The 16,570-nt window shown below is 23.7% G+C and carries 7 protein-coding genes and 6 pseudogenes; 7 read left to right on the plus strand and 6 right to left on the minus strand.

Annotated features, from left to right (window positions below):
- Nucleotides 1-698 precede the first annotated feature (698 nt).
- On the plus strand, nt 699-1,067 hold the full coding sequence (locus QIA22_RS00135; RefSeq protein ID WP_301611158.1) for a plasmid maintenance protein: 369 nt from the start codon (nt 699-701) through the stop codon (nt 1,065-1,067).
- Nucleotides 1,068-1,359: 292 nt separating this feature from the next.
- On the opposite strand, the pseudogene QIA22_RS00140 reads toward QIA22_RS00135, so the two are convergent.
- Nucleotides 1,360-1,503 (minus strand): annotated as a pseudogene (locus QIA22_RS00140) (plasmid maintenance protein); the annotation flags it as partial.
- Nucleotides 1,504-1,568: 65 nt separating this feature from the next.
- Here QIA22_RS00140 and QIA22_RS00145 point away from each other — a divergent pair.
- A pseudogene (locus QIA22_RS00145) lies at nt 1,569-1,832 on the plus strand (plasmid maintenance protein); the annotation flags it as partial.
- A 1,283-nt stretch (nt 1,833-3,115) separates the two neighbouring features.
- Nucleotides 3,116-3,940 (plus strand): virulence associated lipoprotein, encoded by an 825-nt coding sequence (locus tag QIA22_RS00150; RefSeq protein WP_301611159.1) that lies wholly within the window; start codon nt 3,116-3,118, stop codon nt 3,938-3,940.
- 1,745 nt (nt 3,941-5,685) lie between these two features.
- Here the strand turns inward: QIA22_RS00150 and QIA22_RS00155 are convergent.
- A pseudogene (locus QIA22_RS00155) lies at nt 5,686-5,922 on the minus strand (chromosome replication/partitioning protein); the annotation flags it as partial.
- A 380-nt stretch (nt 5,923-6,302) separates the two neighbouring features.
- Here QIA22_RS00155 and QIA22_RS00160 point away from each other — a divergent pair.
- Both QIA22_RS00160 and QIA22_RS00165 read left to right on the plus strand, forming a co-directional pair.
- Nucleotides 6,303-7,217 (plus strand): S2/P23 family protein, encoded by a 915-nt coding sequence (locus QIA22_RS00160; protein ID WP_301611160.1) that lies wholly within the window; start codon nt 6,303-6,305, stop codon nt 7,215-7,217.
- A 142-nt stretch (nt 7,218-7,359) separates the two neighbouring features.
- On the plus strand, nt 7,360-7,701 hold the full coding sequence (locus QIA22_RS00165; RefSeq protein WP_301611179.1) for a BlyB family putative holin accessory protein: 342 nt from the start codon (nt 7,360-7,362) through the stop codon (nt 7,699-7,701).
- Between the two features lie 99 nt (nt 7,702-7,800).
- Here the strand turns inward: QIA22_RS00165 and QIA22_RS00170 are convergent, their stop codons facing one another.
- Both QIA22_RS00170 and QIA22_RS00175 read right to left on the minus strand, forming a co-directional pair.
- Nucleotides 7,801-8,031, minus strand: coding sequence for a hypothetical protein (locus QIA22_RS00170; protein ID WP_301611161.1), 231 nt, complete (start codon nt 8,029-8,031; stop codon nt 7,801-7,803).
- A 604-nt stretch (nt 8,032-8,635) separates the two neighbouring features.
- Nucleotides 8,636-9,863: pseudogene (locus tag QIA22_RS00175) on the minus strand (class I SAM-dependent DNA methyltransferase); the annotation flags it as partial.
- Nucleotides 9,864-9,989: 126 nt separating this feature from the next.
- Here QIA22_RS00175 and QIA22_RS00180 point away from each other — a divergent pair.
- Entirely contained in the window at nt 9,990-10,847 is an 858-nt protein-coding gene (locus tag QIA22_RS00180) for a S2/P23 family protein (RefSeq protein WP_301611162.1), read from the plus strand.
- A gap of 682 nt (nt 10,848-11,529) precedes the next feature.
- Here QIA22_RS00180 and QIA22_RS00185 read toward each other — a convergent pair.
- Nucleotides 11,530-12,079: pseudogene (locus QIA22_RS00185) on the minus strand (P52 family lipoprotein).
- A gap of 464 nt (nt 12,080-12,543) precedes the next feature.
- On the opposite strand from QIA22_RS00185, the gene QIA22_RS00190 reads away from it, so the two are divergent.
- Nucleotides 12,544-13,473 (plus strand): virulence associated lipoprotein, encoded by a 930-nt coding sequence (locus tag QIA22_RS00190; RefSeq protein ID WP_301611163.1) that lies wholly within the window; start codon nt 12,544-12,546, stop codon nt 13,471-13,473.
- A 620-nt stretch (nt 13,474-14,093) separates the two neighbouring features.
- On the opposite strand, the pseudogene QIA22_RS00195 reads toward QIA22_RS00190, so the two are convergent.
- A pseudogene (locus tag QIA22_RS00195) lies at nt 14,094-16,426 on the minus strand (Eco57I restriction-modification methylase domain-containing protein); the annotation flags it as partial.
- Nucleotides 16,427-16,570: the final 144 nt, after the last annotated feature.

Here is a 16,570-nt window from a genome sequence, read left to right on the forward strand (position 1 = left end):
ATATAATTTTTAACTAGTATAGATATTTCCACTCTAAAGATTAACCCAAATAACTAAAACTTTAACCCCAAAAAATAAAACTTTAATTTTTGCAATTTTTACATAAAAGTGTTAACTTTAAAATCCCAAACTTTATAATTTTGGAAAATTATCAATACTTTTTTAATTTATTCTTTATTTTCAAAATAATCTTTATATACTTATATATTATGTATAAGTATATAAAAGAACAACAAGAAAAAGAAATAGATCATGCATGCAGATTATTTATTCTTACCACAACAATATTTGAAATAAATTTAATATTAGAAAATTATTCTCAAAAAACTCTACTCAAAAAGTAGAGCGAAAATCTCAAAAACAAAAATCTATCTCCTAGTAATATATCAACAATGAAAAAATACTTAAATCAATTAGAAAAAAAATAAAAATCATAGCAAAATTCTATTTTAAAGACGATCAATCTCTAATTTATTATAAACTTAATTATACCCTAGAAAAAATTTGTTTACAACTAATAGAATTCTACAAATAATTAAAACAATTTATACAAGAAAACACTACTACTTAATTGTAAATACATTATAAAATAATCTTATGCAAAACTTTAGAAATATATTGTTTTACGCTAAAAAAATTTAAAAAATACTGTGCTATATTTGTAATATAAATTTAATATAATAGGGGGTTAATTCATTATGGATGGAGTAATTAACAATACATTGGTCGCAAGAATAAAAAAGCAAATTAAATTTGACAAGAATAAGTTAATCATTCTTGTCAAAACACTAGATCATATGAATAAAGAATTATTCCATAGTTCAAATAAAAATTACACTTATCCCTTAATAAAAAACAATTTTAATGCGGCTCTAGCTAAAACTTATCAACTTAGGGTTAATTATAAAACCCTATTAGAATATCTTGAAATATTAGAAAAAAATCCAAAAGTAATCTTAAAATGTCCCACAAATAAAGAAAATGAAAGCTTTATAGGCCTTTATACACTCCTTTACCCTTTAGAAGTTTGTTGCACTAAAATTTATAATCTTCATCCTAATATTTAAGCTAATATAATCCAGAAAATTATTTTTGCGAAATAGCATAATACTTTAGAGTATTAAAGGCCTAATAAAGAACAATTACTAAAAATATATAATAAATAAACCGTAAATTAGGAAAATTAGTGTTACATAAACGATATAAGGGCTTTAAGTAACTTTCTTTAAAAAGTTGCTTAAAGCCCTATATCAGCTTTTTTCCAAAATATTTAGGAGTATTACACAAACAATACACCTAAACTAATTATATACTAAACTTAAATTAAAATCTATATATTAATATAAATGGGTTGACCATTTTTTTTAGATTTTCATTGAAATAATATAATATGGTTTTTTGAGTATATTTTTGATTTTTATTATTTAAATAGCTTATTGTTGCGATAAGAACTATCAATTTATATTGAACTTTATTGTTTGTGTCTTTTTTGCTTGTTTCCATTATAAAAACCCCCTAATTTACTGATAAAAGCTTATATTAACTATAAATAAATTATTGAATAAATTTCTACACTAAGAACTATGCAAAAGTATATTTATAGACTAGAAAAAGAAATAAAAGTCACAAAAAACTACTATCAACATATGGGAGTAAATTTGGGTACGGAAATTTATTATAAGCTTAATTATCCTAAAAAAGATTGTTACTATAAGACAAACCAACACTTTAATGAAAAAAAAGAAACAAGATTTCAAAATAGAGTTGCCAACTATTTCAACAAAAATTCTGATACAAAAATGGGTAGTGTACAATTTAGGGCATGTAATAGTATCCCATCTTGAATATCATATCAACCTCTTTTGCATATCATCCACATATGCTAAATTTTTGTTTCTGTAAGTTAATTCAATTAAATTTGCCTTATTTTGCACATTATCAAATAACATCCCTAAATCTACTGATTTATCTGTAGCGTCTCTAATTATAGTATTAGCAACACTAAGGGCTCTGCTCCTCCTGCCTTATGCTACACTCCCCTTACAATATGGGCATGTGTCTAATATGGCACTTAATAATATTGTCTTTTAATTTAAAATCTTATCTTAAATTACTTTCTTTTTTTCCATTCGTTAGTCTTCTAATTTTAGATTGATAAAATTGATAACCATTCAACAACCCCCAACCCCTTTTATAACCGTTTTCAGCAAAAAAATTTAAATTTAGAGTTCTCCTTCAATTTCTTTTTCTAACCTTAAATAGATTACTTTAGAAGTAATAAACATAATACGTAAATTATTACCAATTTTATCTTTTTTCAAGAATTGTTAAATACTGAATCATTATACTTATTTATGGAAATTAAATATTAAAATTTAATCCTTATAAAATTTATAAATAAATACATACATAAAATTAAATAATAATAATAATAATAATTTCAATAACTTAGATCTTATTGTATTAAAATACATACAAAAAAATTCTAAAGCCTGAATACTTGCCTATGTAAAAGCTTCATTTAAATTGAAATGTTTTGTGTTCAAATTAACAACTTTTAGTCGATTTTTTAGCCCGATTATTATATCTTTCATTATTAATTCTTACCCTATTTGTGCTTTTTAGCACAATATTGCTTTAAATCCTTATTATCCTATTAAAGCCTTAAAAACTAATAAAAAGGCACCTGGGTGGATTATTTGATCATTTTAATGTTGCCATACCTTTAAGCTAGAATTCACTTATTTTTCAATAGATCTATACTAAACAACGACCATAGATACTAAATACAAATAAATTAATATTACATCAACATGGTAGTTACCTTTCGGTTTATTTGTTTAAATACTTTCATTAGAATAACTTAACAGAACCATTCGATAATACCTTAAAATACTCTACAAATTATTTACAATTTCAAAGTTTTTAAATCTTTAATACAATAATCATCAAAATCTATTCACAAATAACACATACTATTATTAAAATAAACAAATTTAATTAAATTTATATCAAAATAAATTTTTTAAAAAAGCTCAAAATAATATAAAACTTCTGGTAATGAAAATATTATTTTAGTATATTAAATGTAAGATTATAAATAAGGAGAATATTTGTGAAATATAATATAATTGTAAGCATATTTGTTTTTTTATTTTTAAATGCTTGCAATCCAGATTTTAACACCAATCAAAAAGATATGAAGGATCAATCTAATAAAAAAGAACTAAAATCCAATAAAAAGGGATTAAAAACCAAAACAGCAGTAAACCTAAACCAAGAAGCAAATCCAAATCAAAAAGAAGTCCCTAATAAAAGAATAAAAAACACACCGATTGACGATCTAAGAAATTTAATAGAAATAGCTAATATAGATAGAGAAAAATATGTAAAAAAATTAGAAGAAGAACCTTCAGACCAATATGGAATATTGGCTTTCAAAAAATTAGTTTGGGTGGGAAATTTATCAGGTGAAAAGATAGCCGATAATAGCGAGAAATCTAAAAGATATAGAAAATGTATTTATGCCACCTTAAATGCTATTGACACTAATAAATTAAAGGAACTTTCAGAAATTATAATATTATCAGAACAAACACAAAGCCTATTTAGTATCTTTAACGGATTTGGAAGTGCTATTGACGACGTGATTGTTTATCTATATTCCAAAAAAAACACTATAGATAAACTAGACACTTTAGACTTAGAGAAGCTTAAAAATTCATTTGAGAAATTATTATCTACAAAAAAAATCGTTTCAGAAATGTTAAACCAACTTTTATTAGATTATCAAAATAATAAAAATCTTATAAAAACAAATTCCACTAAGCTCAAATCTCATGTAATTGAACTTTACAAACAACTTATAAAAAAAAGGGAAGAATTAGAAAAGATAAAAAGCGACATATTTTCAATACATACCTTAAAGGTTATGTATTGAAATTGCTATAATGCAAAAAACTATCTTCAACAAAAGGTAGACTTAATATTTTAACTAAAGATTACAAAGAATTTTCCATCTATAATTTACATAAGCTTTAGGTGGAAACAAGCTTTGTCAAATTGATTTATTAGTTTTATAAATATGCTCCCTTCATGATGTTTATAGAAACTCCCTTCCAGCAGAAATAAGATGCCTTGAAGATGCTATTTTTAGATTGTTAATAAATTTAAAAGCCAATATTATGATTAAATTCTAGTAATAAGTAAACTACTATTTCTACAATCTTTAATTTAATAATATTAATTCAATAGATTTAATATTATTAATGATATATTCTTTAAATATGGGCTCTTTATTATTCATTTTTATAAAGATAAAAGATATGTAGCTTAATATTAAACAAACTATATTTTAATTTTTAAATTAGTTTATCTAAAATAGATTATTTTGAGTTTTGCCATTGGGAATTTAATACTTAATCTTATCTATTGTTGTGACATATAAATTTAAAAATAATAAAAAAAGTTAAGAAATAGCACTTATAAAATTGGTTAAAATTGAACGATAATGTACAAAAAATAAGTATTAATAAAACAAATGTATTTATAGATATTATTAATATCCTTCTTAAAGAAAAGACATTAAAATGCTTGTGTAAGGTATTTATTAGTGCTTATTAAATCTTTTTAAAACAGATATTATATTGTCTATTTCTTTTTGCTTATTAACTGTAAAATTAATTACTCTAGAATAATAAAAACATTTATTTTAGATAAACTAATTTAAAAATTAAAATATAGTTTGTTTAATATTAAGCTACATATCTTTTATCTTTATAAAAATGAATAATAAAAGGTCTTTATTTAAAAAAATATAGATAATCTTGAAAAACCCTCACAAGATGTAAAAACCAAGCATACCAATAGAACTAAATTTAGAAAATCTACTTAATGACTTTAATCAAATTAATCAAAATTAAAGTATTAGTAATCAACATGAGTCAAAGTGCAATAAAAATAGGAGACTGAATCACATGATTATGTATTTAAAACAAATAAAAGCAGGCTATATTGAAATTAAGAAAATTAACAAACCTTATTTAAATCTGGTCTTGAAAAACTAAAACTTATTATTAATAATACTAAAATAAATAATGTTATAGGCGTTTTTAGAAATTTTTTAGTGTTGTACCTCAGCAAATTTAAAATATAGAAAAGCTTGCCAGTTTTTCTTCAAATATAATAAGGACGATAAAAGAATTGATAGAAAGAAGCCTAGAGCTGAGTGTATCTTCTAAAAAATAAATACTTTGGCTGCAACTTGCCCTTGGCTTATCGCCTTGTCGCCATTATCTATCTTTTAAGTTTTTTCTTAAATTCTTTTATTTCTTTTTCATAATTAGAATATATTCTAAAAGAGAGGTTTAGGATCACTTTCCCTATTTTATCCTCTAATTCTTGATTTTTTATCAATCTCTTTTAATTTTAGATCTTCAACTTGCCCTTATAGATGTCCATAAAGCTTGCATTAATTCCTATTTTTGGATAAATTCCTGATCCAAATTTTCCAAAAACTCCAGTCCACTCTTCTTCTTTTATCTTATCTTTTGTATATAAAAATCCTTTAACCTGTTTTTTTTTAAATCTTTACACCATTTAAATTATTTTTTCTTGCGTAGCTTTATGGATATCAATAAAATCATTTTTTTGTAAATATTGATAAAAGTTGATAAATGCTATTTATTTAAAATTATCAATAGAAACAGCACTTTTTAAAACTTTTTCATAAACTTTTAAATACATATAGGCCTGAGTTTTTAATACTACAAAAGATTTTATAAACTGTTCAAAACTTTTGAAACCATCATATTTATAAAGGTCTTTTTCTTTAACTTTATTATTAATAGCATCTTATAACTTTAATTTTAATTGTTCTTTTAATTCGCTTTAGATTACTAGATTTTTATCCTGATTAGTATTTAAAAATATATTTTTTTAATTTTTGACACCCAAGGTGTCAAAAATTATTCTATTCTTAATCGAGTTCATTAAAAAGTTTCTTCCTAGTTATTGAATAAAACCAAGATTCGTTTTTGGCAAAAAGTCAAGCTTTAAGTATAAATATTCGTAAATATTTTTAACCTAAAAATAGAAATAATAAATATATGATTAATTTTTCATTTTAATACTAGTAAAATTACTTAGATGAGCTACTATTTCTAAATTAAAGATTATAGAATAAGTAGTTCATTTTTTGTAGCTAACCCTCTTCTGGGTATAATGAAAAAATGTTTTATGAATTTTTAATATTAAATTAATGGAGTAATGATTTAGAAATTAATTAAAACAAAAAGAATTTTATGAAAAAGAGTATAAGTATTTTGAATATATTTTTCTTTATATCATTTTTTTATTCTTGTGTTGTAGGATCAAATTCTTTAAAAAACATCAAAACTGAAGGTTTAGACCTTGAGCTAAGTGAAGAGAATAATGAAAAAGATATTAAAGAAGATAATGAAAAAGATATTAAAGAAGATAATGAAAAAGATATTAAAAATATTTCCTGTATTAATGAAGAATTTGGGTCAAGCGAAATAAAAGAAGGAGAAGTTTGGGGTGAACTATTCGCAGGAAGTGTTACATGGATAAAACCTAATAATTTAAGGGCTATAAAAGACAGATATAATAATTTAATTGAAGATCTTAAAGAGCTTAAATATTCGTATATTTTTTCGCCCATTAGACTTAAAACTTTTTCTTGGTCATTGTTTAGTGGCGACACTTATCATATCAATGATGATAACTATAAAATAATGGGTATAAAGGTTCCAATAGCTAAAATAATAGCATTTGAGTCAACCAAAGAGTTTGAAAAAAGATATGAAGTTAAAAATCTAAAGTTAATTTTTGAAGGAGTGAATTTTGATTTTGAGAAATATAGAACTGATGGCTTTGCTAAAATTACTTTGAAAGAAGTTTCAAGAGAGGCTGGATATATTAATTCATATAATTTTGGAGTTTTCAATGATGCTTTAACAGATTTTTTTACTCTTTTTATAAAAAAGAGTAAATGTAGTTATATGCTTGCCTATCTTACTATAAAAGATAGACAAACTAGTAAGGATAAAACCCATGAAATTGTATTAGATCTAAAGCTATTTAATGATGTTGTTAAGCTAATATTTACCAAGTATCCAGATTTATCAAGAGAAAAATTAAAGCTTCCTATTGATTTGATGAATAATAAATACCCTAGTGAAATTTTTAATAAATAGATTTATTTCTTAGAAAATACTAGAAGCACTTCAAGAAGCAAAATAAAAGATGATAAAGAAAATAAAATACTGTAGAAGAATCATTGGGGTTATTGATTTAATTAAATCTATTGAAGATAGATCGGAAAAGATACAAGAAAATATAAAACAAAAATCACAAAACCTATTTAAAGATAATCTTAAACTCGGACTTACGTCTATATCGAATCTTATTGAAATATTTTCTAAATTTGAAGATGAATTTGGTGAAATTGCACATAAAGGATTTTCTTTGGCTTATGATTTGTATGAACATTACACGTTAATCTATAAATCAAATATGGAAAGACTTGAAAATACATCAAATTCAACAATAGCTAGCACACTCGATCCAATAAATGAGAAAATCAATCACCTTATTGATTTTGTTAATTCTAATGATAAAAATCTAAAAATATCTAAGGATCTAAAATTTGATGAATCAGGAATACCTTATAAAAACTAAAAAATATTAAACTTTAAAAGTCTTAGATCATCAATACATTTGTTCATGGATATTATAGCTCCTATAAAAGTATTATATTTATTAAATAAGTGCATGAAATTATTCCATATTAATATATACTATAAATTTTTCAATTTTTTTAAATTCTTCTGATAATTTTTTTATATTTTTAATTTCTTCTTCATGAATTCTTAATTTCTTTATAAACTTGGGAGCTATGATAGTTTTAATCAAGACTAATATCATTAATAGTATTATTCCAATTCCACACATAATACCGACAATAAAAACTATTTTTTGATAGGAAGTAAGTGTAATAATGTCATTCATAAGCTCTCTTTCTCAAGTATTTTTAATTTATTTTCGAACTCCATTGATTTATTTTTTTCTAAGTTCAACTTAAAATCTTTATCATTTTTGCATTATTTTTTTAGCATTGCATTGTAAATACATATACAAAAACCCTACTATTCATAAAGTAAAATTTTTACACAAAAATCAAAAATCTCTCCGGCGCAAACTCCAGATTCACTATAGTGGCATTATACTTTAAGCATGATTTCTCTACCCTAAATGTAAGATAGTTGCACTTAATTCCTAAGGGGAGTTAAATTCATGACAAAAGATTTAGATAAAAAAATGTTATTTTTGCAAAGAATCACTTAATAAAGACTATAAAATTTGTATTGCTTGTAAAAATAAAAATAAGCAAACTATAAAATATAATAGCAAGCTAATAGCATTTTTATTGTGCTTATTTATTAGTTGTCTTGGATTTTGTAAATTCTGTATAGAACAACATCATATGTTTTTTACACCTTTATTAATGTATATTTTAATTACCATATTTATACAAATTAAAAAATAAATTTTAACAAGACTAATAAAAAAAATTATTAAAGAATCCTTTTAAAGAATGATAAGTAAAAATAGCCTAGGCCACTATACAACCTTTATTTTGTTGATATGCTCTCGCGCCACTTAATTTAGTTTTACAGAAATTCTCATACCCTTCTACTAAAGATAGAATATATTTTTCTCCTTTTTTATTTTTTAATGTTCTAAAGTCATTAAGTAAAATAATAAAATCTTCTTTGGTTAATGAATAAAGATTAGCTATAATAAAATCTTTTTCTTTTTCTTTTTCTTTAAAGAACTTATCTTTAACATCTAATTTTAGCGCCTTATCAACTTCTTCTTTGCCAAACTCAAAATGTTCTAAGTAAATCAAATTTGAGAAATTTAAAGGATCGTTTTTGGCTATTAACAAAGCGGTATTTTACTAAAGTTAAGTATAGTGGATTAGCTAAAATATCTTTTTCTTTGGGTTGAGGCATTAAACATTGATAAAGACATGACTTTACCAAAGCTATATTAACAAATCTTCTTAGCAAGAAATCAAATGAAAGAGAGTTAAAAATAGATATAATAAATAATTTTTTATAAAGTGATATTGGTGATTTTTCATAATTTACATTTAACGTCGATGTGTAATAGGAATTTTTAGGAGATAAAGTGCTAATCTCATGGTTCTTTGATCCATACTGCATGAAACTGTTCTATAGAATACTCTTTCGGTTTGACATTGATCATATTTGGTTGTTAATACTTTTTTTTAAAGTCTTCTTTATCTATCCATAGTAATTTAGAGCTTTTTTTGCATCTTTATTTTCAAAAAATCTTGAATTTAACCGGTGAATATTCGCCCCAGAATAAAGGAATATACGGTTTTCATTATTATATTCTTTTAATAAAAGTTTATTCTCAATATCAAGCCCCTGTTTAAAATCAATATACTTTTCACTAAGAGCATTAAATGAACTTAACATTTTGGTAACCAAGCTAAATTCTTCATTGTCTTTAAAGTATATTATTGATTCCTATATAGGGGATAGTTTCTTAATTTGATTTGTATTTAATTTAATACCTTTATAAGGATTATCTTCTCCGCTTTTTAAATCCTTAGTTATTTCTTTTAGAATATTATCACTACCCTGAATCTTGAATTTTATTCTAAAACTTGATGTGGGGGTTTTAATATTGCTAAATTAAAATATGACAAATTTAAAACGAGAATCAATATCTTGAAATCTTTTTTGATTTTCAAATTGATAAATATAATTAATTTTATAATTGGCAAACACATATTTTCTACAAATTCTAAAAAGTTAACAGACTAGTTAATGTTGATCAAAAGAATTTTTTGTCTTTTATTTAATTCTCTCTGTGATATAATGAAAAAATATTTTATAAATTATTAACTTTGATCAAATTAATGGAAAAATTTTATGAAAAATAACATATGTATTTTGAATATATTTTTATATATACCACTATTTTATTCGTGTTTTTTAACTCCACTAAAATCTTCAAAAACCAACAGCATCAAAACTGAGGGTTTTGATTTTAAGACAATTGAAGAAGGAAATATTACAAAATATGATAAAAACCCCATTGAAGAGAGTAATGAAAATACTTGTCTTTCTTTTAAAGAATCCGAATTAAATGAAATAAAAGAGGGAGAAGTGCTTGAATTACTTGTAGGTGGTTATGTTACATGGGTAAAATCTGGAGACTTAAGGGTTTTAAAAGATAAAAATAACAATTTAATTGAAGATCTTAGAGAACTTAGGTACTCTTATATTTTTTCACCCATTCGATTCAAAACTTATTCATTTTTTTTTGATTATAATTATAGCATTAATGACAATAGCTATAAAATACTCGGTCAAGAAGTGCCTATAGCTAAGATAATAGCATTTGAATCAACCAAAGAGTTTGAAAAAAAATACGAAATCAAAAGCTTAAAACTAAATTCGGAAGAATCTAATATTGATTTTGAACGAAATAGAACTGGTTTAGCCAAAATTAATTTAAAAGAAACTTCAAAAGAACCTAATTACATTTATTCATACAATTTTGGAGTTTTTGACAATTCTTTAGCAGATTATTTTAAGTCCTTTTACAAGAAAAGTAACTGTAACTATATGCCTGCATATCTTACTATAAAAGATAAACAAACCGGTAAAGATACAACCTATGAAATCATATTAAATCTAAAGCTATTTAATACTACTATTAAATTATTATTTAATAAGTATTCAAATTTATCAAAAGAAAAATTAAAACTTTTTACTGATGAATGATAAAAATTGAATAAGAAAAAGCTAAGAAAAAAATTTAGCAATTAATATAAATAAATATAATTCAAAATTGATAACAAGGTATAGTATTTTCACAATAGCGAAATCCAATAAATTTATCATTTTTAGTCCATTTCTTAGATTAATCTTAGCAATATATGAAGCATTATAACCTAAATTAATTAATGTCTTAACTAAATCAATCTTTTTAAATGCATTTTGAATTAATTTAACTAATTTGGAAATATCTTTTACTTTTGCATTATTCTTACCTTTATTATTATGAGAATTAACTTCTTTAATAGATTTTTAAGAATCAGATTTAAGCATATCTCTTATCATAAATAAATAATGATTATTAGCATAATAATATATTAATTAAATTATTTAACTATCTCTAATTCCCTTTTTTAAAAAAGGCTAAAAAACCACAATATAAAGATTAAATTACTTAAATATTGCCTTCTTATTAATAGCACATCGATTACTTCTATTAAAGCAATAATAAATTGAAAACATTTTCTTTTATATAAGCATTAAAACACGCCTTTTTAATATTTTTTATCCAAATATTTATAAATAATGAAATGGCGCTGGTTTTATAAATAATAATCTATATTTATTCACCAATTAATTCTTCCATATAAGAAAAACATTAATACTGAAAATTAAAATTATCTTACAATTAATACAAGACAACCATATTAAAAGTATTTCTTTCTATTTCTCTCTTCACTTTTAAATATTGTTGATAAGCAGTGGGTCTAGGCATAAAACGATCATACTCAGGGCTCCCTTTTTCACCAGAATACTTAATATCTGGAGAATATAACTCTCTTATACATGAATACAGCCAATAAACTTCACTTTTAAATTTATTATTCTGCTCATTTTTTACCCTACCAAACAACTTAATCAAGTCTTTAGATCGCTCAGAACCTAAATCTAAAAAGAATTTTAAAATACTCCTCATTATAGTCAGGCAATGGCGGAAACTCGCGACTTTCTAAACCTTGCAGAGTGTATAGGGTCTTTTTTATCTCAACCAATAAACGATGTTCAGACGCATATAATTTTAAACTAGAAAATATGCCTTCAGTAACAATCTCATCAGAACCCATATCACTACTTTCCGAATTCTCAAAAAAAGTTTGAACAGCTTGTTCCCGCTTATCAGACAAATAGCAGCCCAATAAAGCTAATGCTATTATGCAAACGCCAACCAAAATCCTCATATATACTCCTTACCCACCTTACTACAAAAATAATCTGTGTAAATATACAAGTTTATCCAAACATTATTTTACTAAACGTTAAAAAGCCCTACCAAGATAGATTTCTCTATAACAAATAGAGAAATACCAATTTTACCTTTTCTCAAGAATTGTTAAATTACTAAAATATTAATTTTAGCTTTATTATTTTAACTTTATTATTATCTATTAAAGCCTTTAAAATTAATAAAAAGATTTAAATAAACGAATTTGATAAAAATCAATCAAAAATATATCAAAATAGATTTTAAAAAAAGCTCAAAACATTATAAAACTTCCGGCAATGAAAATATTATTATAATTATTCTAATAATACAATAATTAATACGGTATAATATTGTATTAAAGATTAAATTATATTAAGTATTGTATTATATTGATATTGCATTATATTAAGTATTAGATTTTAAGTAAGGAGATTATTTGTGAAATATAATATAATTGCAAGCATGGCTGTTTTTCTATTTTTAACTGCCTGCAATCCAGATTTTAACACCAATCAAAAAGATGTTAAGCATCAATCTAGTAAAAAGAGAGCAAAATCTAATAAAAAGGGATTAAAATTCAATAAAAAGGGATTAAAACCTAAAACAGAAGCAAATCAAAATCAAGAAGCAAATCAAAATCAAGAAGCAAATCAAAATCAAGAAGCAAATCAAAATCAAGAAGCAAATCAAAATCAAGAAGCAAATCAAAATCAAGAAGCAAATCAAAATCAAGAAGCAAATCAAAATCAAAGGGAAAAAAACATGTTGATTAATAATTTAAGAAACTTAATAGCAAAAGCTAACGCAGATAGAGAAAAATATGAAAAAAAATTAGAAGAAGAACCTGAGGACCAATATGGAATATTGGCTTTCAAAAGATTGAGATGGCACGAAGAACCACGCGAAACAATCTCCGATAATTCTGAAAGATCTAAAGCCTATAGAAAATTGACTTATGGGACCTTAAATGATATGGAAAATGACGAATTAAAGAAATTTTCAGAAATTGTAATATTGGCAAATGAAGTAGAAGGCATATTTAATACCTCTAGTGCATTGGAGGGCAATATCGACTACGTGATTGTTTACTTATATCCCCAAAAAGATAATCTAGACAAACTAGAGATTTTAGATCTAGAGAAGCTTAAAGATTTGTTTGAAAAATTATTATCTACAAAAGCAATCGTCTCAAAAATATTAAAAAAACTTGTATTAGATTATCAAGATAATAAGAATTCTATAGAAACAGATCCTGCGAATCTTAAACTTCATGTAAAGGCAATTATAAAACAAATTGAAGAGAAACGGGAAGAAGCAGAAAAGCTAAAAAGTGACATACTTTCAATAAAAGCTTTTAAGTCATATTAAAATTGTAATAATATAAAAGCCTATTTTTAATCAAAGATAGGCTTATTTTTTGGCCAAAGATTAAAAGAACTTTTCACCTATAATTTACATAAACTTTAATTTTTAAATAAGCAAACTACTTTTTCTATAATCTTTAATTTAATAATAGTGGTTAGAAATAGATTAATATTATTAATGGTATATTCTTTAAAAGAATTATATTTAAAAATAATTAATGTAAAAATTAATTATACTTTAATAATTTTATTTTTAATAATTGGCAGTTACAAACAAAAATTAAAATTATTTAATAAATTAAAGAGTTAATTATAAAGTGGTGAATCAATCGTAGAATTATTAATTTACTTTAATATTTATTACTATTAACATAAGAAATAAAAATCAATAATATATTGCTTTACTCTATAATGATAATGACAATTTTGTTTGAAGTTCTAAAAGAAAGAATAAAATCACCAAAATAGTAAATAACTAATCTAAAAAAGACTTTGTACAATAACACCGATCTTTTATTTTAATTATCTATTTTAAAAACCTTAAGCGATATCTCAATTCTTTTTCTTACTTCATTTTTTAGTTTAAAATCTTATTTTTTCTTTTTTTAAATTAACTTATTTATGCTAAAAAATTTTATTATTTAGTAAATAATTCTCATATCCTTTTATTAAAGATGAAATATAATCTTCTCCTTTTTTGTTTTTTAATACTTTAAAATCACTAAGCAAAGTTATAAAATCTTCTTTGGTTAGTGAATAAAGACTAGCTACAATAAAGTTATTTTCATTTTCTTTTTCTTTGAAAAATTCATCTTTAGTTTCTAATTTCAGTATTTTATTCACTTTTTCTTTACTAAACCCAAAATGTTCTAAATAAAGCAAATAGCTAAAGTTTTCAGAATCATTTTTAGCTATCAGTAAAGAAGTATTTTTTGCAAGATTTAAATATAAAGAATTATTTAAAATCTCATCTTCTTCGGGTTGAGGCATAGGACATTGATATAAACATGATTTTTGAACATGCATATTAACAAATCTTCTAATCATAAAGTCAAATACAAATGAATTAAAAATAGATATAACAAATAACTTTTTATAAATAGATATTGGCGTTTTCTCATAATTTATATATAGTGAATTCACACAATAACAATTTTTAGGAGACAAAGTACTAATCATGGTTCTTTCATTTGTGTTACTTGCAATATCTCTATAACAGACTCTTTCGGGGTGATGTTGATTATCTTTGGCTAATGCTTTTTTTAAATCTTCTTTATATATCCATAGTAATTTAGAACTTTCTTTTGCATCTTTATCTTCAAAAAATCTTGAATTAAACTGATGAATATTGGCCCCAGAATAAAGAAATACAAAATTCTTATCATTATATTCTTTATACAATGCTTTATACTTTGTTAAATTTAACCCTACTCCAAAATCAATATACTCTTGACTAAGAGTACTAAATTGATTAAACATTTTGTTAATTAAGCTAAATTCTTCATTGTCTTTAAATTCTATTATAGACTCTTGAATAGGAGATAGTTTTTTAATTTGACCTATATTTAATTGAATCCCCTTATAAGGATCATCTTTGCCATCTTTCAAATCTCTAGTTATTTCTTTAATAATATTATCATTACTCTGAATCATAAATTTTGCTTTAAAGCTTGCTGCAGAAGGTTTAGTATTGCTAAGTTGAAATATTGAAAATTTAAAGCGAGAATCCACATCTTTAAATCTTCTTTTATTTTCAAATTGATAAATATAATTAAGTTTATAGTTAGCAAATATATGTTTTCTTAGTGCACTAGAACTATACTCACTCCAAAGGCTTGAAGGAGCCAAATAAGTTAAATTACCCTTTTCTTTTATTAGCTTTAAATTAAATGCTAAAAAGTATCTAAAAATATTCGGATCACCACCACTAGTAAAATCTTTAAAATCAAATTTATAAATATTGTTAATAGTACTTATACTGTTTTTTTCTTCATTGTATTCAATACTCAAAGGATGCTTATCTTTACTAAGTATTTCTTGCTTTATTTTATTTTGTTCTTTTATGCTTAGTCTCCTGTAGCTAGGAATATGTTTTGAGAAAAACTCGGATTCATTAAACTTGGTTTTCTCCCCCATGGTGGATTTCCAATTACAATATCAAATCCTTCCTGAATATCTGGAAACTCAATTCCATAGTGGAAAAATTTATAGTAGCTACTTAATTTTCTAATTTTATTCATTTTTTCTTTATCCTCACTAGGGATTTTATTACCCAAAATATTTTCAATTAAACTGATTACATCCGCAATGTCACTAAATTCTATATTTAAAGATTTGTCAAAAGATAATGAATAAAGTTTAATTAAAGAAAATATTATTCTCAAATTATCTATATATTCACTTTCTTCATATTCTTTATATATCTTTTTAGATTTTTCGATATCTTCTTTAGTGGTATCGTTAATACCTTTAATTTTTTGATAGTTATCTTCGAAAATAGTTGTAATTTCTTTAATCCTTTTCCTAAATAAAGAAAATCCACTTTCAAACTTCTTTTTTGTAATATCAAAAAATTCATCTTTGGCATACCCCAAGAGAGCATTTCCTACTTTTATGTGATGTTCAATAAAGCTTAGTGGTGTTCCAAAAATAAAGGTATTAATCCACAAACTTAGCATAGTAATTTCAACCGAAATAGGATTAATATCAACACCATAAATACACTTCTTCAGCAAGATCCTTTTAAGTACTAATTCTTTACTTATACTATCCTGAACATCATACTCTTCACTTTCTTTTAAAATAGCTCTATATTCTTTCTCAAGCTCTTTTTTTACATCTTCAAATCTATCGAGCTCGTACCATACTTTTTCTGTTAAGTAATCTAGACAAGAAATCAAAAAATGCCCCGAACCACAAGAATTATCAATGATTTTAATATCTAAAGGGGATTTAACCAAAAAATTATCTCTCAATATGCGGCTTTTTGCCAAAATTTTGTTCTAAAATAGACTTATCTTTTTTAAGATATAATATTAACGCTAAGATAAAATTGATTTTTGGTAGATTTAAATGGGGATACTATTTACATATAATAAATT

The sequence above is a fragment of the Borreliella kurtenbachii genome (assembly GCF_030437945.2).
GTDB lineage: Bacteria > Spirochaetota > Spirochaetia > Borreliales > Borreliaceae > Borreliella > Borreliella carolinensis.